This is a genomic window from Chitinophaga hostae (assembly GCF_018224885.1).
GTDB classification, from domain to species: Bacteria; Bacteroidota; Bacteroidia; order Chitinophagales; family Chitinophagaceae; genus Chitinophaga; species Chitinophaga hostae.
Genome location: NZ_JAGTXB010000009.1, coordinates 88876 through 111895 on the forward strand (window position 1 = coordinate 88876; position 23020 = coordinate 111895).

General features: G+C 45.7%; 24 protein-coding genes. 19 read left to right on the top strand and 5 right to left on the bottom strand.

Features of this window, described 5'->3' with window-relative positions; genetic code table 11:
* Positions 1 to 9: 9 nt before the first annotated feature.
* From KE626_RS18825 to KE626_RS18915, 19 genes are all read left to right on the top strand, one after another.
* On the top strand, positions 10 to 1773 hold the full coding sequence (locus tag KE626_RS18825) for a tetratricopeptide repeat protein (protein ID WP_211974483.1): 1764 nt from the start codon (positions 10 to 12) through the stop codon (positions 1771 to 1773).
* A 162-nt stretch (positions 1774 to 1935) separates the two neighbouring features.
* Complete coding sequence (locus KE626_RS18830) at positions 1936 to 2331, top strand: NADH-quinone oxidoreductase subunit A (RefSeq protein ID WP_211974484.1); 396 nt, start codon at positions 1936 to 1938, stop codon at positions 2329 to 2331.
* A 24-nt stretch (positions 2332 to 2355) separates the two neighbouring features.
* On the top strand, positions 2356 to 2919 hold the full coding sequence (locus KE626_RS18835; RefSeq protein WP_211974485.1) for an NADH-quinone oxidoreductase subunit B: 564 nt from the start codon (positions 2356 to 2358) through the stop codon (positions 2917 to 2919).
* 43 nt (positions 2920 to 2962) lie between these two features.
* On the top strand, positions 2963 to 3478 hold the full coding sequence (locus KE626_RS18840; protein WP_211974486.1) for an NADH-quinone oxidoreductase subunit C: 516 nt from the start codon (positions 2963 to 2965) through the stop codon (positions 3476 to 3478).
* A 12-nt stretch (positions 3479 to 3490) separates the two neighbouring features.
* Positions 3491 to 4711, top strand: coding sequence for an NADH-quinone oxidoreductase subunit D (locus KE626_RS18845; protein WP_211974487.1), 1221 nt, complete (start codon positions 3491 to 3493; stop codon positions 4709 to 4711).
* A gap of 47 nt (positions 4712 to 4758) precedes the next feature.
* Complete coding sequence (locus tag KE626_RS18850) at positions 4759 to 5262, top strand: NADH-quinone oxidoreductase subunit NuoE family protein (RefSeq protein WP_249207560.1); 504 nt, start codon at positions 4759 to 4761, stop codon at positions 5260 to 5262.
* A gap of 23 nt (positions 5263 to 5285) precedes the next feature.
* Positions 5286 to 5474, top strand: a complete 189-nt coding sequence (locus KE626_RS18855; RefSeq protein ID WP_211974489.1) for a hypothetical protein — start codon at positions 5286 to 5288, stop codon at positions 5472 to 5474.
* A gap of 65 nt (positions 5475 to 5539) precedes the next feature.
* A complete protein-coding gene (nuoF, locus tag KE626_RS18860) occupies positions 5540 to 6904 on the top strand; it encodes an NADH-quinone oxidoreductase subunit NuoF (RefSeq protein ID WP_211974490.1) in 1365 nt (454 codons plus the stop codon).
* 75 nt (positions 6905 to 6979) lie between these two features.
* On the top strand, positions 6980 to 8068 hold the full coding sequence (locus tag KE626_RS18865; protein ID WP_211974491.1) for an NADH-quinone oxidoreductase subunit G: 1089 nt from the start codon (positions 6980 to 6982) through the stop codon (positions 8066 to 8068).
* Between the two features lie 21 nt (positions 8069 to 8089).
* On the top strand, positions 8090 to 9133 hold the full coding sequence (gene nuoH / locus KE626_RS18870; protein ID WP_211974492.1) for an NADH-quinone oxidoreductase subunit NuoH: 1044 nt from the start codon (positions 8090 to 8092) through the stop codon (positions 9131 to 9133).
* Between the two features lie 52 nt (positions 9134 to 9185).
* A complete protein-coding gene (gene nuoI / locus KE626_RS18875) occupies positions 9186 to 9689 on the top strand; it encodes an NADH-quinone oxidoreductase subunit NuoI (RefSeq protein ID WP_211974493.1) in 504 nt (167 codons plus the stop codon).
* A 54-nt stretch (positions 9690 to 9743) separates the two neighbouring features.
* Positions 9744 to 10244: an NADH-quinone oxidoreductase subunit J family protein gene (locus KE626_RS18880; RefSeq protein ID WP_249207561.1), complete on the top strand. Its 501-nt coding sequence runs from the start codon at positions 9744 to 9746 to the stop codon at positions 10242 to 10244.
* 59 nt (positions 10245 to 10303) lie between these two features.
* Positions 10304 to 10621: an NADH-quinone oxidoreductase subunit NuoK gene (gene nuoK, locus KE626_RS18885; RefSeq protein WP_079469422.1), complete on the top strand. Its 318-nt coding sequence runs from the start codon at positions 10304 to 10306 to the stop codon at positions 10619 to 10621.
* A gap of 54 nt (positions 10622 to 10675) precedes the next feature.
* A complete protein-coding gene (gene nuoL, locus KE626_RS18890) occupies positions 10676 to 12574 on the top strand; it encodes an NADH-quinone oxidoreductase subunit L (protein ID WP_211974494.1) in 1899 nt (632 codons plus the stop codon).
* A 33-nt stretch (positions 12575 to 12607) separates the two neighbouring features.
* Complete coding sequence (locus KE626_RS18895; RefSeq protein ID WP_211974495.1) at positions 12608 to 14044, top strand: complex I subunit 4 family protein; 1437 nt, start codon at positions 12608 to 12610, stop codon at positions 14042 to 14044.
* Between the two features lie 68 nt (positions 14045 to 14112).
* Positions 14113 to 15486: an NADH-quinone oxidoreductase subunit N gene (locus tag KE626_RS18900; RefSeq protein ID WP_211974496.1), complete on the top strand. Its 1374-nt coding sequence runs from the start codon at positions 14113 to 14115 to the stop codon at positions 15484 to 15486.
* Between the two features lie 187 nt (positions 15487 to 15673).
* Positions 15674 to 16951, top strand: a complete 1278-nt coding sequence (locus KE626_RS18905) for an ABC transporter permease (protein ID WP_211974497.1) — start codon at positions 15674 to 15676, stop codon at positions 16949 to 16951.
* A gap of 49 nt (positions 16952 to 17000) precedes the next feature.
* A complete protein-coding gene (locus KE626_RS18910) occupies positions 17001 to 18314 on the top strand; it encodes a gluconate:H+ symporter (RefSeq protein ID WP_211974498.1) in 1314 nt (437 codons plus the stop codon).
* Between the two features lie 82 nt (positions 18315 to 18396).
* Positions 18397 to 19500 (top strand): D-TA family PLP-dependent enzyme, encoded by a 1104-nt coding sequence (locus KE626_RS18915; protein WP_211974499.1) that lies wholly within the window; start codon positions 18397 to 18399, stop codon positions 19498 to 19500.
* 119 nt (positions 19501 to 19619) lie between these two features.
* On the opposite strand, the gene KE626_RS18920 is transcribed toward KE626_RS18915, so the two are convergent.
* The 5 genes from KE626_RS18920 to rplI all read right to left on the bottom strand — a co-directional run bounded on the left by KE626_RS18920 (position 19620) and on the right by rplI (position 23019).
* Positions 19620 to 20027 (bottom strand): hypothetical protein, encoded by a 408-nt coding sequence (locus tag KE626_RS18920; RefSeq protein ID WP_211974500.1) that lies wholly within the window; start codon positions 20025 to 20027, stop codon positions 19620 to 19622.
* A gap of 49 nt (positions 20028 to 20076) precedes the next feature.
* Positions 20077 to 20802, bottom strand: a complete 726-nt coding sequence (locus tag KE626_RS18925; RefSeq protein ID WP_211974501.1) for a hypothetical protein — start codon at positions 20800 to 20802, stop codon at positions 20077 to 20079.
* A gap of 53 nt (positions 20803 to 20855) precedes the next feature.
* Positions 20856 to 21479, bottom strand: a complete 624-nt coding sequence (locus tag KE626_RS18930; protein WP_211974502.1) for a rhomboid family intramembrane serine protease — start codon at positions 21477 to 21479, stop codon at positions 20856 to 20858.
* A 37-nt stretch (positions 21480 to 21516) separates the two neighbouring features.
* Positions 21517 to 22392, bottom strand: coding sequence for a hypothetical protein (locus tag KE626_RS18935; protein ID WP_211974503.1), 876 nt, complete (start codon positions 22390 to 22392; stop codon positions 21517 to 21519).
* A 180-nt stretch (positions 22393 to 22572) separates the two neighbouring features.
* Positions 22573 to 23019 carry a 50S ribosomal protein L9 gene (gene rplI, locus KE626_RS18940; RefSeq protein WP_079469410.1) on the bottom strand — a complete coding sequence of 149 codons (447 nt, stop codon included), beginning with the start codon at positions 23017 to 23019 and terminating at the stop codon, positions 22573 to 22575.
* Position 23020: the final 1 nt, after the last annotated feature.

Here is a 23020-nt window from a genome sequence, read left to right on the forward strand (position 1 = left end):
CCAGATTGCATGAACAAACGGAACAGTTTAATCGTAGCATTGCTTTGCGTTGCCTCCAGCAGCGCAATGGCCCAATCTGTGGAGGATGGATTGAAAGACCTGTATTATGGTAAGTATCTGTCTGCCAAGCAGAATTTTGAGAAAGTGATTGCGGCAAAGCCTACGGAGGACAAAGCCTATTATTATCTCGGTATAGCACAGCTCGGACAGGAAGATGTAGCAGGTGCTACAGCTACCTTCCAGAAAGGTTTACAGGCGGTACCTACTTCTGCTTTACTGCAGGCAGGTATGGGCCGTATTGATTTGCTGAAAGGAGATGCTGCTGCTGCAAAAACAAAATTTGAAGCTGCCAGCGCTGCTACACAGGGCCGCGATGGTGATGTTGCCCGCGCTATAGCTGATGCCAACTCAGAAATTAAAGGTGGTGACCGCGCTTATGCCCTCACTGTAATGGAAAAGCTCCTGAACAACGAAGGCCGTAAAAAGAAAGACCAATACACTGCTACTGCAGCTGACTATATTGAACTGGGTGATGCTTACCGCTTCCTGGGTGGTGAAAATGGTGGTAAAGCCATTACTACTTATGAAAAAGCACTGGAAGTAGATCCAAACAATGCTGAAGCTGTAATGAAAGAAGGGCTGGTGAACTACAACGCCCGGCTGAAGGCGGAAGCAGTGGCTGAGTACACGAAAGCTACCAACATGGACCCTAAATATGGTCCTGCTTTCTATGAGCTGTTTAACTTCTACATTACACCTAAGAAAGACCAGTTATCCTGGGAAAATGCTGCTAAGTACCTGGAACAGTACATGGCAGTAGCAGACCCGGCAGATAAAACAAAGAATGAATACCTGGCTGCTTATATCTCTTTCTTCAAGAAAGATTATGATGCCGCTATCAGCAAAGGCCAGGCTACCATGCCTAGCGCGGATGCGTTTTATCAGAACAAGCTGAGCTTACTGATCGGTGATGCTTACCTCCAGAAAGGTGACTCCCTGAACGCAAAGAAAGTAATGGATGAATATGCAACGAAAGTGGGTGATGCCAAACTGGATTCCAATGACTACAAACTGTTGAGCACCATTTACATGCGTCTGAAATCCAGCGATTCTGCTGCACAGAACCAGTACACCACAAAAGGACTGGCTTACCTGGAAAAATATGCTAATTCTATCACAGCGAAAGATCCGGAAACCTTTATCCAGATTGCAGAACAGCTGAAAGGAGCTAAGAATTATACCGCTGCGGCTGAATGGTACGAAAAAGCTAACGAATTATCCGTGGCTAACAAAGTACAACTGCAAGCCATTGACTACTTCAACGTAGGTCTGAACTATTTCTATGGTGGTGTAGGGGTGACTCCGTATGACACTACCCTGCTGAATAAAGCAGATATGGCCTTCCAGAAAGTAATCGAAGTAAAACCTGATCTGGGTACCGGTTATTACTGGAGAGGTTATACCAACAACGCGAAAGATCAGCAGGCGCAGACTGGTATAGCTAAGCCATACTACGACAAATACATAGAAATGTCTGAAGGTGACCCTGGTAAAAATAAGAGTACGCTGATAAAAGCTTACAGCTATGAAATGCTGTACTACTATTACAAGGAAGATAAAGCCAATGTGAAGGTATATTCAGATAAGCTGACTGCATTAGACCCGAACAACGAAACAGCCAAACAAATTACAGAAAACATGGCTGCCCGTGAAAAAGCTGCTAACAAGCCAGCGGTTAAACCAGCTGCCAAACAAGGTCAGAACAAGAAATAAGTATTAATTATATATAATAATTAGAAAACCTCCTGTACCCACAGGAGGTTTTTTAGTTTCCGGTTGGTGAAAAAAGATAATATTTTACCTGCTAATAGATTTGATTATTGGTCAACTTACAGTATTTTTGCGCATTCGGACAATGTTTTTATCGGGAAGCTTATGTATACAGACACTGTATTTTTGTCAGCAACGACTACTCCTTTTAGCTATTTCCCTATTGTATTGCAACTGGTTGCAGCTTTAGGTTTCGTAGGGATCACGATGTTAGCTACTCACTTTTTGGGTCCCAAACGTAAAACCAGCGATAAGCTTATTAACTTTGAGAGTGGGATCGAGCAAAAGGGTAACGCCCGGCAGCCGGTGGCCATCAAATACTTTCTGACCGCTATTCTTTTCGTGTTATTTGACGTGGAAGTCATCTTTTTCTACCCTTATGCTGTCAATTTCCGGGAGCTGGGATGGGAAGGCTTTGTGGCTGTGCTGATGTTTGTGGGCTTCTTTTTGTGTGGATTTATCTACATCACAAAGAAAGGCGCACTGAAGTGGGAAGACTAATTTTAAAACGCTAAATTAAATCAAATGGCTCGTCCGGTTCAATATAATAACAAGGTGAAGACGGTGGAAATCCCTGAGGGATATTCCGGAGAGGGATTTTATGCCACATCTTTTGACAAGGTAATTGGCCTGGCACGTAAGAACTCCATCTGGCCTTTACCATTTGCCACCTCCTGCTGTGGTATCGAATTTATGGCTACCATGGCGGCCACATACGATATGGCCCGTTTCGGAGCAGAACGTATGGCTTTTACACCCCGTCAATGTGATTTGCTGATGGTAATGGGTACCATTTCCAAAAAAATGGGACCTATTGTACGCCAGGTATACCTGCAAATGGCTGAACCACGCTGGGTAATGGCTGTTGGCGCCTGCGCCTGCAGTGGCGGTATCTTCGATACCTATTCTGTATTACAGGGAATTGACCAGGTAATTCCGGTAGATGTATATGTGCCCGGATGCCCTCCAAGACCGGAAGGGATTATCGATGGCTTTATGAAAATACAGGACCTGGTAGGTCAGGAAAGCCTGCGTCGTCGTAACTCCGACAGATATAAAGAGCTGATGGAGGCCTACGGTATCAAGTAAGGAGGGGAATGGTTAATTGTAAATCGTAAATTTCAAATTGTTAATGTCTTTAACAAACGAACGCATACAGCAACGCCTGACGGAGAAGTTTGGAGATGTGCTTACCGGCTTTGAAGAGCCGTTTGGGCTGCTAACCTTCACCGCACAGAAAGATTATAACCTGAAAGTAATGCAATTCCTGTTTGATGATGAGGAGTTGCGTTTTCGTTTTTTAACAGATATCACTGCGGTGCATTATCCCGAAAGAAAAAATGAAGAACTGGCGGTAGTATATCATCTGCACAACCTGCAGGACAATATCAGGCTGCGCCTGAAAGTATTTGCACCTGTTGCACAACCGGATGTTTTCACCGCTACCAAATTGTATGAATCAGCGAACTGGATGGAGCGCGAAACCTACGATTTCTTCGGGATCAACTTTGTTGGGCATCCTAACCTGATACGCGTACTGAATGTGGATGAAATGACCTATTTCCCTATGAGAAAGGAATTTCCGCTGGAAGACTCCATGCGTATTGATAAGGATGATGAGATGTTTGGAAGGGGAGGAACTATTTAATACAACCAGGTTATGTTAGATCAGAAGCAACATATAAAATTGCCGGAAGGCTCTATAGAAAAAGATACGCAGACGCTTAACCTGGGTCCTACTCACCCGGCCACGCATGGCGTATTTCAGAACATTCTGGAAATCGATGGCGAACGTATTGTAAGCGCTGTTTCTACCGTAGGGTATATTCACCGTGCTTTTGAAAAGATCGCAGAACGTCGTCCTTACTACCAGATTACACCACTCACAGATCGTTTGAACTATTGCTCCGCCCCTATTAATAATATGGGCTGGATACTCACCGTAGAGAAGCTCCTGGGTCTTGAAATGCCCAAAAGAGTAGACTATATGCGCGTGATCATCATGGAGCTGGCACGTATTGCAGATCACCTGATCTGTAGCTCTGTAATGGGGGTAGATACCGGTGCATTAACCGGTTTTGTATACGTGATGACCTACCGTGAACTCATATACGAAATATACGAGGAAATATGCGGTTCCCGTTTGACCACCAATATTGGTCGTATCGGCGGTTTTGAAAGAAATTTCACACCCGCTGCCTTTGCCAAAATTGAACGTTTCCTCGCAGAATATCCTGCTGTACTGAAAGAATTTGAAACCCTGCTTACCCGCAACCGTATCTTCATGGAACGTACACAGGGCGTAGGTGGCATCAGTGCGGAAAGAGCGCTCAGCTACGGCTTCACAGGCCCTAACCTGCGTGCAGCCGGTGTTGATTATGATGTACGTATAGCCAATCCTTACAGCTCTTACCAGGACTTCGACTTCTCTGTGCCTGTAGGTACTACCGGCGATAGCTATGACCGTTTCCTCGTGCGTAACGCAGAAATGTGGGAAAGTATCAGTATTATCCGTCAGGCGATGGATAAACTGAAAACACTGCCGGATGATGTATATCACGCAGATGTACCTGCTTACTACCTGCCTGAGAAAAAAGAGGTATACACAAAAATGGAAGCGCTCATCTATCACTTTAAAATTGTGATGGGAGAGGCAGATATGTTACCGGGAGAAGTATACAACGCAGTGGAAGGCGCCAATGGTGAACTTGGTTTTTACCTGATCAGTGATGGTGGCCGTAGCCCTTACAGACTGCACTTCCGTCGTCCCTGCTTTATCTACTACCAGGCCTATGCAGAACTGGTGCAGGGCGGCATGCTGAGCGATGCGATCGTTTGTATGAGTAGCCTCAACCTGATTGCAGGTGAGCTGGATGCCTAGTGCAAACCCGGTAAAGAATATTTTGAAGATTAAAGCTGAATAAAATAATGGCTGTGGTTCAATTTTCGGAAGAGAAACTGAATAAAGTAAAAGAAATCATTGCACGCTACCCGGCAGGGAAGCAGAAAAGTGCTTTGATACCGGTGCTGCACCTGGCTCAGGAAGCATTTGGTGGATGGTTGAGTGCAGAAACAATGGACTACGTTGCTACTTTGCTGCAACTGGAGCCGATTGAAGTATACGAGGTGGCTACTTTCTATAGCATGTTTAACCTGAAACCGGTAGGTACCTATCTTTTTGAGGTATGCCAGACAGGCCCCTGCATGGTAAGCGGTTCCGATCAGATCATTGATTACATTAAAAATAAACTGGGAATTGGTGTTGGCGAAACAACGGCCGACGGGTTGTTTACCCTTAAAACGGTAGAATGCCTGGGAGCTTGCGGATACGCACCTATGATGCAACTTGGTAAACACTACCGTGAGCATCTGACACCAGCCAAGGTTGATGAAATCATTTCAGAATGCAGGGCTAAAGCAAACGCAAACTGATGCATCCAAAAAACAACACATTTATGCGGTTAAAGGAAATGTATCAGCGTCACAAGCTGCAGTTTGTAGAGGCATTGTTGCTGATGGGATTACTCACCGCATTATGGCGAATCGATAACTGGTTTGTTTCTTTTGTTTGTGGTGTTAGCGCCGGCCTGCTCTTTTACAGACTGGCAGAACGCATTTCGCAACACGGCATACGTAAGGCATAAAAGATATACACAAAATCTGTAGATGGGACCGGGATTCCCGGAACCATTACACCATAAGGAAGAAAATGGGACGCAAATTACTGTTAGATAAAGCACATATAGAAGGCATCCGGTATTATGATACCTACCGGAGCAACGGCGGTTATGCTGCCGCTGAAAAGGCGCTGAAAACGCTGGGACCGGATGGCGTACTGGAAGAAGTGAAAAAGAGCGGCCTGAGAGGTCGGGGTGGCGCAGGTTTTCCTACCGGTTTAAAATGGAGTTTCATCGCTAAACCGGAAGGCGTTCCCCGTTACCTGGTTTGTAATGCTGATGAATCAGAACCAGGTACGTTTAAAGATCGCTACCTGATGGAGTTTATCCCTCATCTCCTCATTGAAGGATTACTCATCTCCAGCTTTGCATTAGGAGCTAACAGTTGTTACATTTATATCCGCGGTGAATACGCCTGGATTCCGGATATCCTGGAACAGGCCATTGCAGAGGCAAAAAATAAAGGCTGGCTGGGTAAAAATATCCAGGGAACCGGCTTTGATCTCGAAATATACGTTCAGCGCGGTGCAGGCGCCTATATCTGTGGCGAAGAAACCGCCCTGATAGAATCCCTGGAAGGTAAACGCGGTAATCCCCGTATCAAACCTCCATTCCCGGCAGTAAAAGGATTATGGCAGTCTCCAACTGTGGTAAACAACGTGGAAACCCTCGCAGCTGTGGTGCCTATCATCAATATCGGCGGCGATGAATATATTAAATTCGGCACGGGTAAATCTACCGGTACCAAACTGATCTCTGCCTGCGGTAATATCAACAAACCCGGTGTGTACGAGATCGAAATGAATATCTCTGTAGAAGAATTTATTTACTCCGACGAATACTGCGGTGGTATCAAAAATAATAAACGCCTGAAAGCCTGTATCCCCGGCGGATCTTCCGTTCCGGTGCTGCCTGCTAACCTGCTGCTGAAAACAGCGAAAGGCGAAACCCGTATGATGACCTATGAAAGTTTGGCCGATGGCGGATTCGCTACCGGTTCTATGCTGGGCTCCGGCGGGTTTATTGTAATGGATGAAGACCAGTGTATTGTACGCAATACCCTCACCTTCGCCCGTTTCTACCACCATGAAAGCTGCGGTCAGTGCAGCCCCTGCCGTGAAGGAACCGGCTGGATGAAAAAAGTACTGCAGAACATAGAGTACGGTAAAGGCAAAATGAGCGATATCGATTTACTGTGGGATATTCAACGCAAAATAGAAGGAAATACCATCTGTCCGCTCGGTGATGCAGCTGCATGGCCGGTGGCAGCCGCTATACGCCACTTCCGCGATGAATTTGAATGGCACGTGGCAAATCCCCAGGAATCACAGACCCGCAACTTCGGGCTGGCTCATTACGCGGATCCGTTACCTGCGCCGGCACCGGCTGCTGTATAACGGGCATGCATATACTGAAACAGAGAATCAATATATAAATAAACGTTGCTCCCCGCGAGCACAAAAGATATTAAGATGGCGGAGGAAATAAAATTATTTAAGGTTAAGATCGATAACATCTCCGTAGAGGTGGAACCCGGTACAACCATACTGAATGCGGCCAGGAAGATAGGAGGAGAAGTAGTGCCGCCGGCCATGTGTTACTATTCCAAACTGCAGGGAAGCGGTGGGAAGTGCCGTACCTGCCTGGTAAAGGTTTCCAAAGGCTCCGACGCCGATCCGCGCCCTATGCCTAAACTGGTAGCCAGCTGCCGTACTACCGTAATGGATGGTATGGAAGTAGCCAACATCACTTCCCCGGAAGTACTGGATGCGCGTAAAGGTGTGGTAGAATTCCTATTACTCAATCATCCGCTGGATTGCCCTGTATGTGATCAGGCCGGAGAATGCCATCTGCAGGACCTGAGCTATGAACACGGAGCAGACAGCACCCGCTACGAATTCAAACGCAGAACCTTTGACAAGGTAGACCTCGGCGATCATATTAAATTGCACATGACGCGCTGCATCCTCTGCTACCGCTGTGTATATACCGCCGATCAGCTTACAGAAAAACGTGAACATGGTATCCTGGGCCGTGGAGATGCCTCTGAAATCAGCACCTACATTTCCCAGTCACTGGATAACGACTTTATCGGCAACGTCATCGATGTTTGCCCGGTAGGCGCTTTAACAGATCAGACATTCCGCTTCAAAAACCGTGTATGGTTCCTGAAACCGGTTGACGCTCACCGCAACTGCGAAAACCCTAAATGCTGTGGTAAAACAGTACTCTGGATGCGCGGTGATGAGGTATTCCGCGTAACAGCCCGCAAAGACAAATACGGAGAAGTGGAAGCCTTTATCTGCGATACCTGCCGTTTTGATAAAAAAGAAGCGAAAGACTGGATCATTGAAGGTCCGCGCAAAATAGAACGTAACAGCGTTATTTCACAGGGTCACTACGTAAATACCGTAAAGCCTAAAGATCCGCTGGTGGAAGTATTGGACGGAAGACAACCGAGACTGGTGTTTAATATTCACTCTGAAAGCCAGGTAAACAGACCGGATATTGATCTGTCGCAGATCAACGGCCCGGCTCACTCTGATGATTTTAAGAAGTAACAATCGTAATTACGTGTAAGTATGACCTTATTAAGCATAGATTGGTTTTTTATAATTGAAAAAGTACTCCTGATTTCAGTGGTACTGGTACTTTCATTGGTAGTGGCCATGTATTCTACCTGGGGGGAAAGAAAAGTGGCTGCATGGATACAGGACCGTCTGGGTCCTAACCGTGCGGGTCCGATGGGATTGTTGCAGCCGCTGGCCGATGGTGGTAAGCTCTTCTTCAAAGAAGAAATTATCCCCACCAATTCCAGCCGTTTCCTCTTTATTCTCGGTCCTTCCATCGCTATGATGGTGGCGTGTATGACCAGCGCTGTTATTCCCTGGGGCGATACCCTGGTAATTGCCGGCCGGCCGGTTTCCCTGCAGATAGCAGACGTAAACATCGGTATTCTCTTCATATTCGGCGTAGTGAGCATGGGCGTATACGGAATTATGATCGGCGGATGGGCTTCCAATAACAAGTTCTCCCTGCTGGCCTCTGTACGTGCGGCCTCCCAGATCATTTCCTACGAATTGCCGATGGGGCTCGCGCTGATAGCCCTGTTGATGCTCACCGGTTCCCTGAGCTTAAAAGATATCGTAGAACAACAACGTCACAGCTTATGGAATGTATGTTATCAGCCACTGGGCTTTTTCATCTTCCTGGTATGTGCCTTTGCTGAATGTAACCGTGCTCCTTTCGACTTACCGGAAGCAGAAAATGAGCTGAATGGTGGTTATCACCTGGAATATTCTTCCATGAAACTCGGTTTCTTCCTGTTCGCAGAATATATCAACATGTTTATCAGTTCCGCACTGATAGCTACCATGTATTTCGGCGGTTATGCTTTCCCGTACATGGATAGCCTGGGCCTGGATCCAAATGTGGTGACTATCCTCGGGTTTGTGGCACTGTTTATTAAAACACTGTGCTTTATATTCTTCTTTATGTGGGTACGCTGGACGGTTCCAAGGTTCCGTTATGATCAGCTGATGCGTTTGGGCTGGAAAGTAATGATTCCGCTGGCATTGGCGAATATGCTGATCACCGGAGCTTTAATACTGGCACGTCAACACTAATATCATCTAATTAAATACACACGGATCGTGTGGATTAAATAAAGCATTCATTATGCAAGCATTAACAAACAGGGCAAAAGCAGTAGATCGCCGGCCGATGACCTTCGCAGAGAAGTTGTACATCCCTGCTATTGCAAAGGGTATGGGTATTACTTTCAAACACCTTTTTCAACGGAAGGCAACAGTAAGTTTTCCGGAAAAAAAGCGCGATTTCAGCCCGGTATTCCGTGGGTTACACGTATTAAACCGGGATGAAGAAGGTCGTGAAAGATGTACCGCCTGCGGATTGTGTGCAGTAGCCTGTCCTGCTGAAGCCATTACCATGGAAGCGGCAGAAAGAAAACCGGGAGAAGAAAACCTGTACAGGGAAGAAAAGTATGCCGCGAAATATGAAATCAATATGCTGCGTTGCATTTTCTGTGGTTTTTGTGAAGAGGCCTGTCCTAAAGATGCGGTATATATGTCTGAAACCTTTGCCCCGGCGAACTATCAGCGTAAAGGCTTCATCTATGGAAAAGATGATCTGTTGATTCCTCATCCTAAAGAGGGTAAATAATATTATTCACAGCGCACATTTAGCTAAAAAATACAATAGTCAAACATAGCAGAGATGGGAATGAGTATACAACAAATAATTTTCATGGTGCTGTCGGTCATATCGCTGGTTTCAGCGTTGGGCGTGGTATTGAGTAAGAATCCTGTAACAAGCGTGTTGTGCCTGATCGTAACATTCTTTACCATAGCAGGGCATTATATTATGATGAATGCCCAGTTCCTGGCAGTAGTGCATATCATTGTATATGCCGGTGCTATCATGGTATTGTTCCTGTACGTGATGATGCTGATGAATCTGAATGCTGAACTGGAGCCGCAGAAACGCAACTGGTTGAAATATGCCGGCGCTATCAGCGGCGGTGCTTTGATGGTGGTATTGGTGGCCGCATTACGCGATGCCAGCATGCCGGCACTGAGCTCACAGCCAACTGATATCGGGTTAATCAAGAACCTGGGTCAGCTGTTGTTCAAACAATATGTGGTGCCATTTGAGGTGAGCAGTATCCTGTTTCTCAGCGCAATGGTAGGCGCGGTCGTAATTGGTAAAAAAGACTAGCAATACACGGGTGTACGGGCTTCTCCGTAACTCGTAATTCGTAATTCGTAATTTATTTTATGCCTGTTCAATATTACATATTCCTGAGTATCGCCTTGTTTTGCATAGGTGTGATGGGTGTACTGATGCGCAGAAATGCGATCATTATTTTTATGTGCATAGAGCTGATGCTGAATGCGGTGAACCTGTTGATGGTTTCATTTTCCAAAATGTGGGCAGACGCAGGCAGGGTAGATGCCGGATCGGCACAGCTGTTTGTATTCTTTATTATGGTGGTTGCGGCTGCGGAAGTAGCAGTAGGGCTGGCTATAATTACTATGGTCTACAGAAACACACACTCAGTAGATATTAACATTCTTAACAGGCTGAAAAATTAATAATGCTGTTTTTGTAATTATTAAATTTTTCGACGTCGTAAATAGAATTGATAAATGATTAATCTAGTTTGGCTGGTACCATTTTTACCATTATTAGGTTTCCTGGTGAATGGATTGGGACGCAGATTTTTATCCAAGTCCCTGGTTGGATTTGTTGGGAGCGGCGCTGTACTGGCGTCCTTTGTGATTAGCTTATTAATATTCCTGGATGTTAAAACCCCGGGATTTACTGCACAGGTGGTTACCCTGTTTGATTTTATTGCTGTAGGTGCCCTGCACATTCCTTTCGCATTCCAGGTAGACCAGCTGAGTGCCTTGTTCCTGTTGGTGATCACCGGCGTAGGCACCCTGATACATATCTATTCTACTTCTTACATGCATGATGAAAGCGATGAAAGCTTCGCCAGGTATTTTGCCTATCTGAACCTCTTCGTTTTCTCTATGCTGATCCTGGTGCTGGGCGCCAACTATGTCATGATGTTTATTGGCTGGGAAGGGGTAGGACTTTGCTCTTACCTCCTGATTGGGTTCTGGTTTAACAATACCAGCTACAACAATGCCGCCAAGAAAGCATTTGTGATGAACCGTATTGGTGATCTGGGTTTCCTGATTGCCATCTTCTTTATGATCACCCAATTTGGCACCGTTACTTTCCCGGAAGTATTTGCAAAAGCAGCGCCGCTGGGAATGAACAACAGCATCATTACGGCTATTGCCATGCTGCTGTTTGTAGGCGCTATGGGTAAATCTGCACAGATACCATTATATACCTGGTTGCCGGATGCGATGGCGGGTCCTACTCCTGTGTCTGCCCTGATCCACGCGGCTACCATGGTTACAGCCGGTATATACATGATTGCGCGCAGCAATGTGCTTTATACACTGGCGCCGCATATTCAAACTGTGGTTGCAGTGATTGGTCTGGCTACCGCCCTGTTCGCAGCATCTATTGCTTTAAAACAAAACGATATCAAGAAAGTACTGGCTTATTCTACGGTGAGTCAGTTGGGTTATATGTTCCTGGCCCTGGGTGTGGGCGCTTACGGAGCGGCAGTGTTTCACGTAATGACACACGCTTTCTTCAAAGCCCTGCTGTTCCTCGGTTCCGGTTCCGTTATCCATGCCATGGGTGGTGAACAGGATATCCGGAAAATGGGCGGACTCAAAAAATTCATGCCTGTTACCAACTGGACATTCCTGGTAGGCTGTCTGGCAATTGCAGGGATTCCCGGATTCTCCGGCTTCTTCTCCAAAGATGAAATCCTGGCGCAGGCATATGCCAATAACCCCGTACTATATGTGCTGGGCCTGGCAGGTGCACTGATGACAGCCTTTTATATGTTCCGCTTATACTACATTACTTTCACCGGTAAATTCCGCGGAACGCACGAACAGGAACACCACCTGCACGAAAGCCCTTCTCCGATCACCATTCCACTGATGATACTGGCAGTCCTGTCTATCTTTGGTGGTTATGTTGGTTTGCCGGAAGTATTTGGTACAAAAAATCTGCTGGCAGAATACCTGGCGCCGGTTTTTGCACCTTCTGCCCCGTTTGCGGTAGCGCATCACTTGTCGCATAATACAGAATGGTTACTGATGGGTGTGAGCAGTGCACTGGTCATCGCATTCATCCTCTTTGCACGTCAGAAATTTGCGAACTATCAGGATGCTGGTACCGAAAGCACCGGTTTTGCAAAAGTGCTCGAAAACAAATGGTATATAGACGAACTGTATGATACTATTATCGTAAAACCACTCTATGAATTAGGCCGTTTCTTCCGTGATACGGTGGAAAAGGCAGGTATCGACAGACTGGTAAATGGTATAGGCCGTGGTGTACAACTGGGCGGACAACGTGTCCGGCTGTTACAAAGCGGGCAGGTAGGGTTCTACATCTTTGCCATGGTGATCGGTATGATCGTATTATTTGTGATCGGATTCTTATTATAAACCAATAGCAGAAGTTACAAGCGCAGATAAATTATGTTGACAGTTTTATTAATATTGATTCCTTTCATAGCGGGCCTTATCTCATTTGGTCTGAAGGGGTCCGGGCCAAAGGTACTGGGCATCATTTCATCGCTGGCAACAGTGGTGATAGCAATTGGAACGTGGTGTACCTTTCGTACTACTCCTGACAGTCTGGACTTTGTTGCGGATTGGATCCCACAGCTTGGAAGTCAGTTCCGGGTAGGGTTAGATGGAATGGGAGTAATGCTTTGCTTACTTACAGCAGTAGCTTTTCTGTTGATTTTCATTACTATTTACAGCCGTGACTATGAAAAGCCAGGCTCTTTCTATGGCTTGATGTTACTGGCACAAGCGGGTTTGATGGGCGTGTTTACCGCATATGATGCCTTACTGTTTTATATCTTCTGGGAACTGGCATTGATACCCGTATATTTTCTGTGCTCATTATGGGGTGGAGAGAAACGTATCGCTGTTACCTTCAAATTCTTCATTTATACTTTCCTGGGTTCTCTGTTGATGATGGTAGGTATTATCTACCTCTATTTCCAGACGCAGGATCATAGCTTCAGCTGGGCAGCTTTCAGTAGCCTGCCGCTGGGTCCGGAAAAACAGAAATGGTTGTTCTGGCTCTTCTTTGTTGCATTTGCTATCAAAATGCCGGTATTTCCGTTTCACACATGGCAGCCGGATACTTATGAGCAGTCTCCCACGCCGGTAACAATGATCCTGTCTGGTTTGATGGTGAAAATGGGATTGTTCGGATTGATTCGCTGGTGCCTGCTGCTGGTGCCTCAGGGAGTGGGTATGTGGTCTGATGTGGCGATCGTGTTATGTATTATCGGTATTATTTACGCATCTGCGATTGCGATGGTGCAAAATGATATCAAGCGTTTGATTGCCTATTCCTCCATCGCCCACATTGGTTTGATGTGCGCTGCTATATTCGCAGATAATGAGCAAAGCTTGCAGGGAGTACTGATACAGATGTTTAACCACGGTATCAATATCATTGGCCTGTGGATAATCGTAGATGTGATTCAGCAACGCCTTGGTGTAAAGAATATGGATCAGTTGGGCGGTATGGCCCGGAAAGCGCCGCGGATGGCTATCTTCTTCGTTATTATCAGTCTTGCTAACATCGGGTTGCCGCTTACCAATGGTTTCATCGGCGAGTTCCTGATGCTCAGCGGATTGTTTGAGTATAATCACTGGTTCATGGCATTTGCCGGATTGGGAATCATTCTTTCTGCTGTATATACCCTGGGTATGATCCAGAAAGTAATATTCGGTGAGAGCAATGAGCTAACTGAAACTACTACAGATCTGCAACCGGGAGAAGCGCTGGCGCTGAGCCTGATAGTGATCATGATCCTTGTGCTGGGTGTATATCCCAAACCGATGCTGGATCTGGTGAGCAGCACCACTGAGGTATTCAATAAAGTATTTTGATATCCGGGAGTATGAAAACGGAATTTCAGAAGGGAATAATTTGTAACGGGGTTTTGTAACGCAAAAATATGAATGCACTAATTTCTACTGCTTTATCGGGCGTTGTACTGATGTTTGTTGGTTTATTTGTACGCAATAAGCAGCATATTAAATTTTTTGCCATCGCGGCCATCATTATAGCATTTATTGCTAACCTGGCACAGTATCCATCTGTGCAGCTGGGCGGATATGTAATGTATGGCATGATTGAAGTGACCAAATTTGGTGTGTTATTCAATGCAGTGGCGTTGGGTACCACCTTGTTATATTTCCTGTTATCGGGCAGTGAGTTTGAAAAGATGGGAGAACATGTGGCGGACTATTTCGCCCTGATCTTCTTTATCCTGGCAGGTATTTCGCTGGCGGCTTCTTTCAGCAACCTGCTGATGCTGTTCCTGGCTATTGAAATCATGTCTATTCCGCAGTACATCCTGGCGGGGGCAGATAAGAAAAGCCTGAAGAGCAACGAAGCATCCCTGAAATATTTCCTCATGGGATCTTTCTCTACAGGTATCCTGCTCATGGGTATTACCCTGATTTATGGTGCGGCTGGTTCTTTTGAAATTGCTGCGTTGGGTTTAGGTGCAGAAAGCGTTCATCCGTTAGCGTTATGCGGTATCATCCTGATGGTATTTGCCCTGGCGTTTAAAGTATCGGCAGTTCCTTTCCACTTCTGGACACCGGATGTATATGATGGCTCGCCGACTGTATTCACCGCTTTCATGTCTACCGTGGTAAAAGCCGGTGGATTTGTAGCTTTCCTGCGTATGTTCCATACCAGTTTCGCTGGTGGCAGCATCAGCCACCATTGGACACTGATATTGTCTCTTATTACAGCCGGTACCCTGGTACTTGGTAACTTCAGCGCGGTATTCCAGCAGAGTGTAAAACGTATGCTGGCATATTCCAGTATTGCACAGGCGGGCTTTATGCTCTTTGCAGTAGTATCCTTAAACAGTATGGGATCTCAGGGAATTATCCTGTATTCCGCAGCATACAGCATTGCTACCATTGGGGTGTTTGCGGTGCTGATGAAACTGAAGGATTATACTTTTGAAGGATTCAACGGGTTGGCCCGTAAAGAGCCATTGCTGGCTGGTGCGGTAGCGGTATTCCTGTTTTCACTGGCGGGTATTCCTGTTACGGCCGGTTTCTTTGCAAAATATTTTGTATTGTCTGCCGCCATACTAAATGGCCGTTTACTATGGCTGGTGGTGCTTGCGGTGCTTTGTGCCGCCATCAGCGTGTACTACTATTTCCGCGTGATCATTGCCATGTATTTCAAAACCGGTGAACCCGAAGTTGAGCAAACTTCAGGCGGCTTTAAGGCTGCCCTGGTGCTGGCAATAGCACTGGTACTGGTATTAGGTCTGTTCCCTAACCTGCTGTTGTGCTGGCTGTAGAAAGCGTAAAGCAGAAAGCAAAAAGCTATTAAAGCGAATGACCAGAGCAAAAGATCTAATTCCGCTCTGGTCATTCGCTTTAATAGCTTTTTGCTTTCTGCTTTCTGCTTTACGCTTTCCGCCGTTCATCCCAAAATGAATGGATTTAATAGCTATATTACAGTAACTTTATAGGTAACCCGTCATTATGCAATCAAGAGATATTTTTTCCCTGGCTTATCGTTCTGTAACTGGCAATAAATTGCGCACAGGCCTTACTGTATCCATTATTGCATTGGGAATAACAGTACTGGTAGGTATTCTTACTGCTATCGACAGTATGAAGAACAATATCTACAGCAGCTTTGCCAGTATGGGAGCCAACAGCTTTTCTATCCGTAACCGGGGTATGCAGGTACGAATCGGGGATGACAATGATAAGGCTTCCAAGGGCAATAAAAATATCAAGAAAGTAAAGAAATCCAACAGTAATAAGATCATCCGCTACCAGGAAGCGATTGCTTTCCGGGACCGGTATCATTTCCCGGCTATCGTCAGTGTGTCGTTCCAGGCAACCGGGATTGCCACCATCTACAAGGATGAAAAGAAAACTAACCCGAATGTACAGGTAATAGGGGGAGATGAAAACTACCTGAAGATTTCCAATTATGAAATTGCGCAGGGACGGGATTTTAACCAGCTGGATGTAGCGTCTGGCAGGAACGTAGCCATACTGGGTAATGATGTGGCGCAAAAGCTTTTTGGAAAGCAGTTAAAAAATGTGGTGAACAGCACTATCAGGGTAGGGGATATCAGGTACCGGGTAATTGGTGTGATGGCCACAAAAGGCAGCAGCAAAATGATGAGTGCGGATAACGTGATCATCACCACGGTGAATAATACGCGCAGGGTTTTTAGCCGTCCTAATGCCAGCTACCAGATTGCAGTGAATGTAAAGGACATCAAACAAATGGATGCAGCACAGGGAGAAGCGACGGGGCTTTTCCGTATTATCCGGGGACTGGCTATCAATGAAGAAGATAATTTTGAGTTGAGTAAAAGCGACAGCATTGCTGAAATGCTGTTTGCCAGTTTAGGTAAAGTGAATTTGTTTGCCATCGTTATTGCGTTTATTACGCTTTTTGGATCAGCCATCGGGCTGATGAATATTATGCTGGTATCGGTAGCAGAGCGTACCCGTGAAATAGGCGTTACCAAAGCATTGGGAGCTACCAGTCACGTAGTACGTACCCAGTTCCTGTACGAAGCCATTATCATTAGTGTAATGGGTGGCGTAATAGGTGTGATTATGGGAATGCTGCTGGGAAATATTGTATCGGTACTATTAAAATCTTCCTTTATCATACCCTGGTTGTGGATCCTTATTGGCGTATCCCTTTGCGCTGCGGTGGGGTTGGTATCGGGTATTTATCCTGCTTATAAGGCTTCTAAACTTGATCCTATTATTGCGTTGAGATACGAATAATATTTTATTATCTTGTTGTTTTCCATGTTCATGTAAAACAGTAAGCGATATGCCCTTATTAATCGTTATTGCAGCTATTATTTTGCTGGTCCTACTGGTCACCTGGCTGCGGTTAAACACCTTCCTTTCTTTCCTGATCGTGTCTTTACTAATGGGATTGGCGTTGCATATGAATGTAACGGACATCACACAATCCATTCAAACGGGTATTGGCAAAACACTGGGTTCACTGATCGTAGTGATTGTTTTTGGCAGCATGTTAGGTAAGCTGGTGGCGGAAAGCGGGGCTGGGCAAAAAATAGCTGGCGGATTAATGAACCTTTTTGGTCCAAAGTATGTGCAGTGGTCGCTGATGCTCACCGGTTTTATTGTAGGCATTCCTCTCTTTTATAATATTGGGTTTGTGTTGATGGTACCGCTCATTTTTACGGTGGCCGCCCGAACAAAGCTGCCGGTGGTATACCTGGGTATTCCTATGCTGGCCTCTTTATCGGTTACACATGGTTATTTACCGCCGCATCCGTCGCCTACTGCATTAGTACAGCAGTTCCACGCCAATATGGGGATTACCTTGTTATTTGGAGTGATTGTAGCGATACCGGCCATTATATTGGCAGGGCCCGTATTCTCCCGTTTTCTGCGGCATTATACCAGTGCCCCGGGAAAAATGTTTGTAGCGGCGCCTATCCCGGAAAATGAACTGCCGGGCATGTTTACCAGTTTATTTTCCGCATTGCTCCCCGTATTTTTACTGGCAGTTACAGCGCTGGTAAAATTATCCGTAAAAACAGATGATCCGCTTTACCAGGTGGCTAACTGGCTGGGAGAACCCTTGATAGTGATGCTGCTGGCGGTATTAAACAGTATGTACCTGTTGGGACTGAGAAGGGGAATGCCGGCAAAAAAAGTGATGGGTATCATGGACGACGCCGTGCGCGATGTGGCGGTGATTATACTGGTGATAGGTGGTTCCGGTGCGCTTACGCAGTTATTGCATGATAGTAAAGTGAGCAGTTATATCGCGGAAACATTGCAGGGTATGCACCTGCACCCGTTGTTGCTGGCCTGGGGTATTGCCGCTATCATACGGGTTTGTATAGGATCTGCTACTGTAGCCGGGCTAACAACCGCGGGTATTGTAGCGCCCATGATAGCAGCTTCCGGTGTAAATCCCAACCTGATGGTACTGGCTACCGGCGCGGGCAGCCTGATGTTTTCGCATGTTAATGACGGTGGTTTCTGGATGTTCAAGGAATACTTTAACTTGTCAGTAAAGGACACTATAAAAACATGGTCGGTGATGGAAACAATTGTTTCGGTAACGGGACTGATCGGCTGTTTGCTGTTAAGTATGGTGGTCTAGCTTTTAGGCATTAGCTTTTAGCTGTTAGTGAATGCAGCGGAGAAGGATAGGTGCAACAAAATAATATGCTAAATTTCTTTTCATGGAATGGTATCAGCTTACCAATGCCGCGCAGATTGATTCTCCGGCGGTAATAGTTTATAAAGACAGGATAGCGGAAAATATTTCGTTGTTGAAAACAATGATCGACGATGTGCAACGGTTACGACCCCACGTAAAAACAAATAAGATCGCGGAGGTAGTACAGTTGATGCTTGCAGAGGGCATACAGAAGTTTAAGTGTGCCACCATTGCGGAGGCGGAAATGCTCGGTATGGTAAATGCCCCTGATGTACTGATGGCTTATCAGCCGGTAGGCCCTAAAATTGTGCGGTTACTGGAGCTTGTACAGAAATATCCGCAAACAGTTTACTCCTGCACAGTGGACAGCCGTGATGCAGCATTGGCTATCAGTGATACATTTTCCTCGCAGGGACGTCGTTTACCGGTGTACCTGGATCTGAATGTAGGAATGAACCGCACGGGGATAAGGCCAGGCAAAGCTGCGCTGGAATTGTATCAATACCTGCATACATTACCGGGAATTGAACCGGCAGGGCTTCATGTCTACGATGGTCATATCCATGATACGGATATGGCTGTACGAAAAGAAAAATGTGATGCCGCCTATGCGCCGGTAGCGGCGCTGGCCGCGCAGATAGCAGATAGCGGGTTGCCACAAACCGTAATTGTTGCCGGCGGAAGTCCTACTTTCCCCATTCATGCAGGGAGGGACGCCATTCAATGCAGTCCGGGTACCTTTATTTTCTGGGATTGGGGATACGGAAAGAATTTACCGGAGCAGCCATTTAAATGGGCTGCGCTGGTACTTAGCAGGGTTATTTCCGTGATTGATAATACACATATCTGCCTGGATCTGGGACATAAATCGGTGGCCGCCGAAAATCCGCAGCCAAGGGTACATTTTCTGAATGCGCCTGCAGCCTCGCCTGTATCACAAAGTGAGGAGCACCTGGTGCTCCAAGTGGCAGATGCCACGCAATATCCTGTTGGTACCGTGTTTTACGGTGTGCCATTACATATTTGTCCTACAGTAGCGTTATATGAAAAAGCTTATGTCGCGGAAAAAAATGCGGTAGTGGCTAATTGGCGGATCGTGGCCCGCGACAGGCAAATTATTGTATAAGCAGAAAGCGTAAGGCATAAAGCCAAAAGCTATTGAAGCGAGTGAACAGGACGGACACGAAAATTCCGCATTAATCGTTCGCTTCAATAGCTTTTGGCTTTATGCCTTACACTTTCCGCTTAGTAAAACAGTTGCGATAAAACGTTGGTTTCGTCGTAAGACGCCGGCTTCAGGGCCTGGAAAGACGTGTATTGTGTAAGGGTGAGCAATGGCTTTAATTTTGCATGCAGACCGTTTTGCATACTGTTCATTTTTGTCGTATAGGCTTTAACGTTACTTTGCTGCAGTGGCTGAATCGCTACTTTCTGTCTTAAATAGTTGGTAACGATGTTGAGTAACTTTGGCTTTTGCACATCTGTGAGTGACAATGATTTATCCAGCTTACTTACTATGGAACTGGCGGTGCCTTCTATATTCATAGTAGGGGCCTGTAACAGTGTATTTACGGGTGTGTTTGCAGCAAATGCAAATGCCGTATAGGAACAGGTAAATACAAGCAACAGTCCTGAGGTGATCAGCTTTTTCATGTATAGCGTGGATTGATGATGATGCCTGTTTAAAGATACTAAATAGTGTTTATTGCATCACCATTTTTATATACCGTATCTGCGTATTTCCATCGTCGTTGATGGTAATGTATTCAGAGAGGATTGTTTTATTATTTATCCACTGCACCATGCCGGGGCCCCAGTCGTCGAGGTTCGCTTCTCCCACTGCTTTTATTTCGTTATTATTTACCGAAAACAGTTGAAATCCATTGGGATCAAAGGCGGCTACGAGGTCCATGGAAGCGGTCAGGATATACTTCTTGTCGGGCGATAAATAAGGGGCGGACCAGGTCATCATCGAATCTCCGTTGAGGGCATTTACCAGCTCAAAGCCGCTGCCTTCATAATAAGTAACGAAGAAACCTTTTCTGTTAATAGCCGGGTAGTTGGCAGCGTAGGTATACCCGATATAATCTTCTCCTTCACTGCTGTTGTTAGCCATCACTCTTTGTTTGCCATTTTGCAGTTGTATAGTTAGTTTGTTACTGCTGCGTTTTACCAGTGTATCTTTTGCCAGTACATCCGCTTCGCTGGAATCAACCGGAGGCAGCGGGTACTTGTCGAAATCTGCTTTCTCAATAAAATAGACAAGAAATGTTTTATTACCCAATTGAACGGTATCATCCGGGATGCTGTTAATGGCAGGAGGGGTGGAATCGTTACTGGAATTAGCCGTATTGCCTGTCTGTTTATTTTTGCAGCCCAGCGCCAGTATTGTGGCGGCACAGAGCAGGGACCATAACTTATTCATCATCTTTTGTCGCATTTAAGTGTACAAATGTAAGTATTTAGAACCATGGGAGATGGTCAGGGATATAGTCTTTCTCCATCTGCTTTTTTTAAAGTAAAGAAGAAAATATATCCCATCACGGTGCCACTTAAAAAGCCTGCCAGGTGCGCGGCATTATCTACTCCCTGTGAGATAGCTGCCGCTATTACGTTTAATGATATAAATAAACCGATATAAGCGAGGAAAGCTTTACGCATTTCCCAGGAGAAGAGGGAGGTAGTAAGCAACGCCAGGAACACACCGTAAATCCCAAAAATGGCTCCCGAAGCTCCCACTCCTATAGCGCCTTTATGATACCAGATACTCACATAGTCGGATAAGAGACCTGTAAAAAGATAGGCCACACTATATCTTATGCTGCGCAATACCGGTTCCAGGAAAAAGCCTCCGATGAATAATCCCAGCATGTTAGTGAGCAGGTGCCATAATCCGGCATGCAAAAACATACTGCTTACAAGCCGCCAGTATTGCTGCTGCGATACGGTCAATGGCCAGTAATTACCACCGGTGTGCAGCAGCAGTGTTCCATCTCCCCACCAGATGTCCATTCCCTTTAATATAGTAAACAGGAATACTACCGTATTTATTGCAATCAGCACCAGCGTAACCGGCATTATTTTGAGTCGGTCCGTGATTTTCATCCCCTAAAAGTTAATGAAAAATCATCAATAACACACTTTACTCGTAACGATATTCCAGTATGAATTGCGTGTCGGTGCCCAGTTTGGTAAATCCTTCACTGCGCAGATGCACCCAGGCGCCTTTGGGATAGCCGTTACCATTATACGAATAGGTATATTGAACAGTGGTAGAACGTTCATATTCCTGGAAATGTTGCTGGTAAATGGATTTTTCCTTTTCTGAGATCTTCACCAGGGAGGGATTATTGCTGCTGAGATGCAGAAAGGCATTTGACAGGTCGCCGGTTGGTGTAAGATAGATCACCGGCGCTACCGCATGACTAATGACCAGTTGATTTAAAAGCGGATGAAGCGGGTTCACGGAATCATCCCATTCATAGTGCGCTGTACGTAGGGTGATAAGCGTATCTTTCGTTTTTCCCGCGAAGGTATCAATGCAAATATCTTTTCTTTCAGGATTACCCTCTTTGTAATTCCAGCTGATAGCCTGGGTGGAGTCTGAATATTTCATCGCTTCCGGCAGTCCCTTTTTCCATCGGATGGTGGCTGTGCGTAAGGGGTGCTCCTGCGCATCAAAATATTGTATCCCCGTTACATTGCCGTCAGTATCCCAGGAAGTTACTTTGGCGCGTTCCTTTACCTTATTGAAGGAGGTATCGCGGTCAGACAATACCATGCCGGTAATGCGATGGGAGCTGTCATAAAAAAATGTGCTGACATTGGTATCGTTAAACTGTTCATGATGCACCAGTTCCCGGAGGTTGCCGGCATCATCGTAATGAAAAGTATACTGCGGGATGTTTTCTCCACGGATACCGATAGTGGTTAAACGGGGCAGGTTTGCCTTGTATTTATTGGTACTGCAGGCCGAAACGGTGATAACGATAAATAAACAATAGATTACATTTCTCATACCCATGGCGAATAGGGTATGAAAATACTAATAAGATCTGAGTTTTCAGGTGGTGATTTATTATGGGAAGAGGGCTGCGAGCTGCCATTTGTTCATGAAAACCAGGCAGGATGATCCCGGCATAAAAAAATCCCGGGCTGAATAAGCCCGGGAAGTTTCTTTTTCCAACAAGTTGGAATATTACTCAGCCACTACTTCAAATTCCAGTTCGGTTTCATTGCCTTTACCGAAATCGAGGCGTGCTTTGTATGTACCCAGTTCTTTAACATCATCCAGGATGTGGATGCGGCGACGGTCAATTTCATAACCTTTCTGTTCTTTAATTGCACGGGCAATCTGAACACCAGTTACGCTACCGAATATTTTACCGGAAGTACCGGTTTTAGCGCCAATTTTAACAGGAGAAGCTTTCAGAACTTCCACTACTTTCGCAATTTCAGCCAGCAGTTTCTCTTCTTTCACTTTCTGCACCTTCAGGCGTTCCTGCAGTTGCTTCATGTTAGAAGGGCTTGCTTCCACCGCAAATTTCTGAGGAATCAGGAAGTTCCTGGCGTAACCATTTTTTACGCTAACCAGTTCATTCTTCTGACCCAGGTTATCTACGTCTTGTATTAAGATAATTTGCATA

What these genes read in the sequence shown, in the direction of transcription:
- rplI (WP_079469410.1), bottom strand. Translation starts at nt 23,019, where the DNA reads ATGCAAATTATCTTAATACAAGACGTAGATAACCTGGGTCAGAAGAAT.
- nuoL (WP_211974494.1), top strand. Translation starts at nt 10,676, where the DNA reads ATGATTAATCTAGTTTGGCTGGTACCATTTTTACCATTATTAGGTTTC.
- KE626_RS18825 (WP_211974483.1), top strand. Translation starts at nt 10, where the DNA reads ATGAACAAACGGAACAGTTTAATCGTAGCATTGCTTTGCGTTGCCTCC.
- KE626_RS18900 (WP_211974496.1), top strand. Translation starts at nt 14,113, where the DNA reads ATGAATGCACTAATTTCTACTGCTTTATCGGGCGTTGTACTGATGTTT.
- KE626_RS18905 (WP_211974497.1), top strand. Translation starts at nt 15,674, where the DNA reads ATGCAATCAAGAGATATTTTTTCCCTGGCTTATCGTTCTGTAACTGGC.
- nuoK (WP_079469422.1), top strand. Translation starts at nt 10,304, where the DNA reads ATGCCTGTTCAATATTACATATTCCTGAGTATCGCCTTGTTTTGCATA.
- KE626_RS18830 (WP_211974484.1), top strand. Translation starts at nt 1,936, where the DNA reads ATGTATACAGACACTGTATTTTTGTCAGCAACGACTACTCCTTTTAGC.
- KE626_RS18855 (WP_211974489.1), top strand. Translation starts at nt 5,286, where the DNA reads ATGCGGTTAAAGGAAATGTATCAGCGTCACAAGCTGCAGTTTGTAGAG.
- KE626_RS18865 (WP_211974491.1), top strand. Translation starts at nt 6,980, where the DNA reads ATGGCGGAGGAAATAAAATTATTTAAGGTTAAGATCGATAACATCTCC.
- nuoI (WP_211974493.1), top strand. Translation starts at nt 9,186, where the DNA reads ATGCAAGCATTAACAAACAGGGCAAAAGCAGTAGATCGCCGGCCGATG.
- KE626_RS18925 (WP_211974501.1), bottom strand. Translation starts at nt 20,802, where the DNA reads ATGATGAATAAGTTATGGTCCCTGCTCTGTGCCGCCACAATACTGGCG.
- nuoF (WP_211974490.1), top strand. Translation starts at nt 5,540, where the DNA reads ATGGGACGCAAATTACTGTTAGATAAAGCACATATAGAAGGCATCCGG.
- nuoH (WP_211974492.1), top strand. Translation starts at nt 8,090, where the DNA reads ATGACCTTATTAAGCATAGATTGGTTTTTTATAATTGAAAAAGTACTC.
- KE626_RS18850 (WP_249207560.1), top strand. Translation starts at nt 4,759, where the DNA reads ATGGCTGTGGTTCAATTTTCGGAAGAGAAACTGAATAAAGTAAAAGAA.
- KE626_RS18895 (WP_211974495.1), top strand. Translation starts at nt 12,608, where the DNA reads ATGTTGACAGTTTTATTAATATTGATTCCTTTCATAGCGGGCCTTATC.
- KE626_RS18840 (WP_211974486.1), top strand. Translation starts at nt 2,963, where the DNA reads ATGTCTTTAACAAACGAACGCATACAGCAACGCCTGACGGAGAAGTTT.
- KE626_RS18935 (WP_211974503.1), bottom strand. Translation starts at nt 22,392, where the DNA reads ATGAGAAATGTAATCTATTGTTTATTTATCGTTATCACCGTTTCGGCC.
- KE626_RS18915 (WP_211974499.1), top strand. Translation starts at nt 18,397, where the DNA reads ATGGAATGGTATCAGCTTACCAATGCCGCGCAGATTGATTCTCCGGCG.
- KE626_RS18930 (WP_211974502.1), bottom strand. Translation starts at nt 21,479, where the DNA reads ATGAAAATCACGGACCGACTCAAAATAATGCCGGTTACGCTGGTGCTG.
- KE626_RS18920 (WP_211974500.1), bottom strand. Translation starts at nt 20,027, where the DNA reads ATGAAAAAGCTGATCACCTCAGGACTGTTGCTTGTATTTACCTGTTCC.
- KE626_RS18835 (WP_211974485.1), top strand. Translation starts at nt 2,356, where the DNA reads ATGGCTCGTCCGGTTCAATATAATAACAAGGTGAAGACGGTGGAAATC.
- KE626_RS18880 (WP_249207561.1), top strand. Translation starts at nt 9,744, where the DNA reads ATGGGAATGAGTATACAACAAATAATTTTCATGGTGCTGTCGGTCATA.
- KE626_RS18910 (WP_211974498.1), top strand. Translation starts at nt 17,001, where the DNA reads ATGCCCTTATTAATCGTTATTGCAGCTATTATTTTGCTGGTCCTACTG.
- KE626_RS18845 (WP_211974487.1), top strand. Translation starts at nt 3,491, where the DNA reads ATGTTAGATCAGAAGCAACATATAAAATTGCCGGAAGGCTCTATAGAA.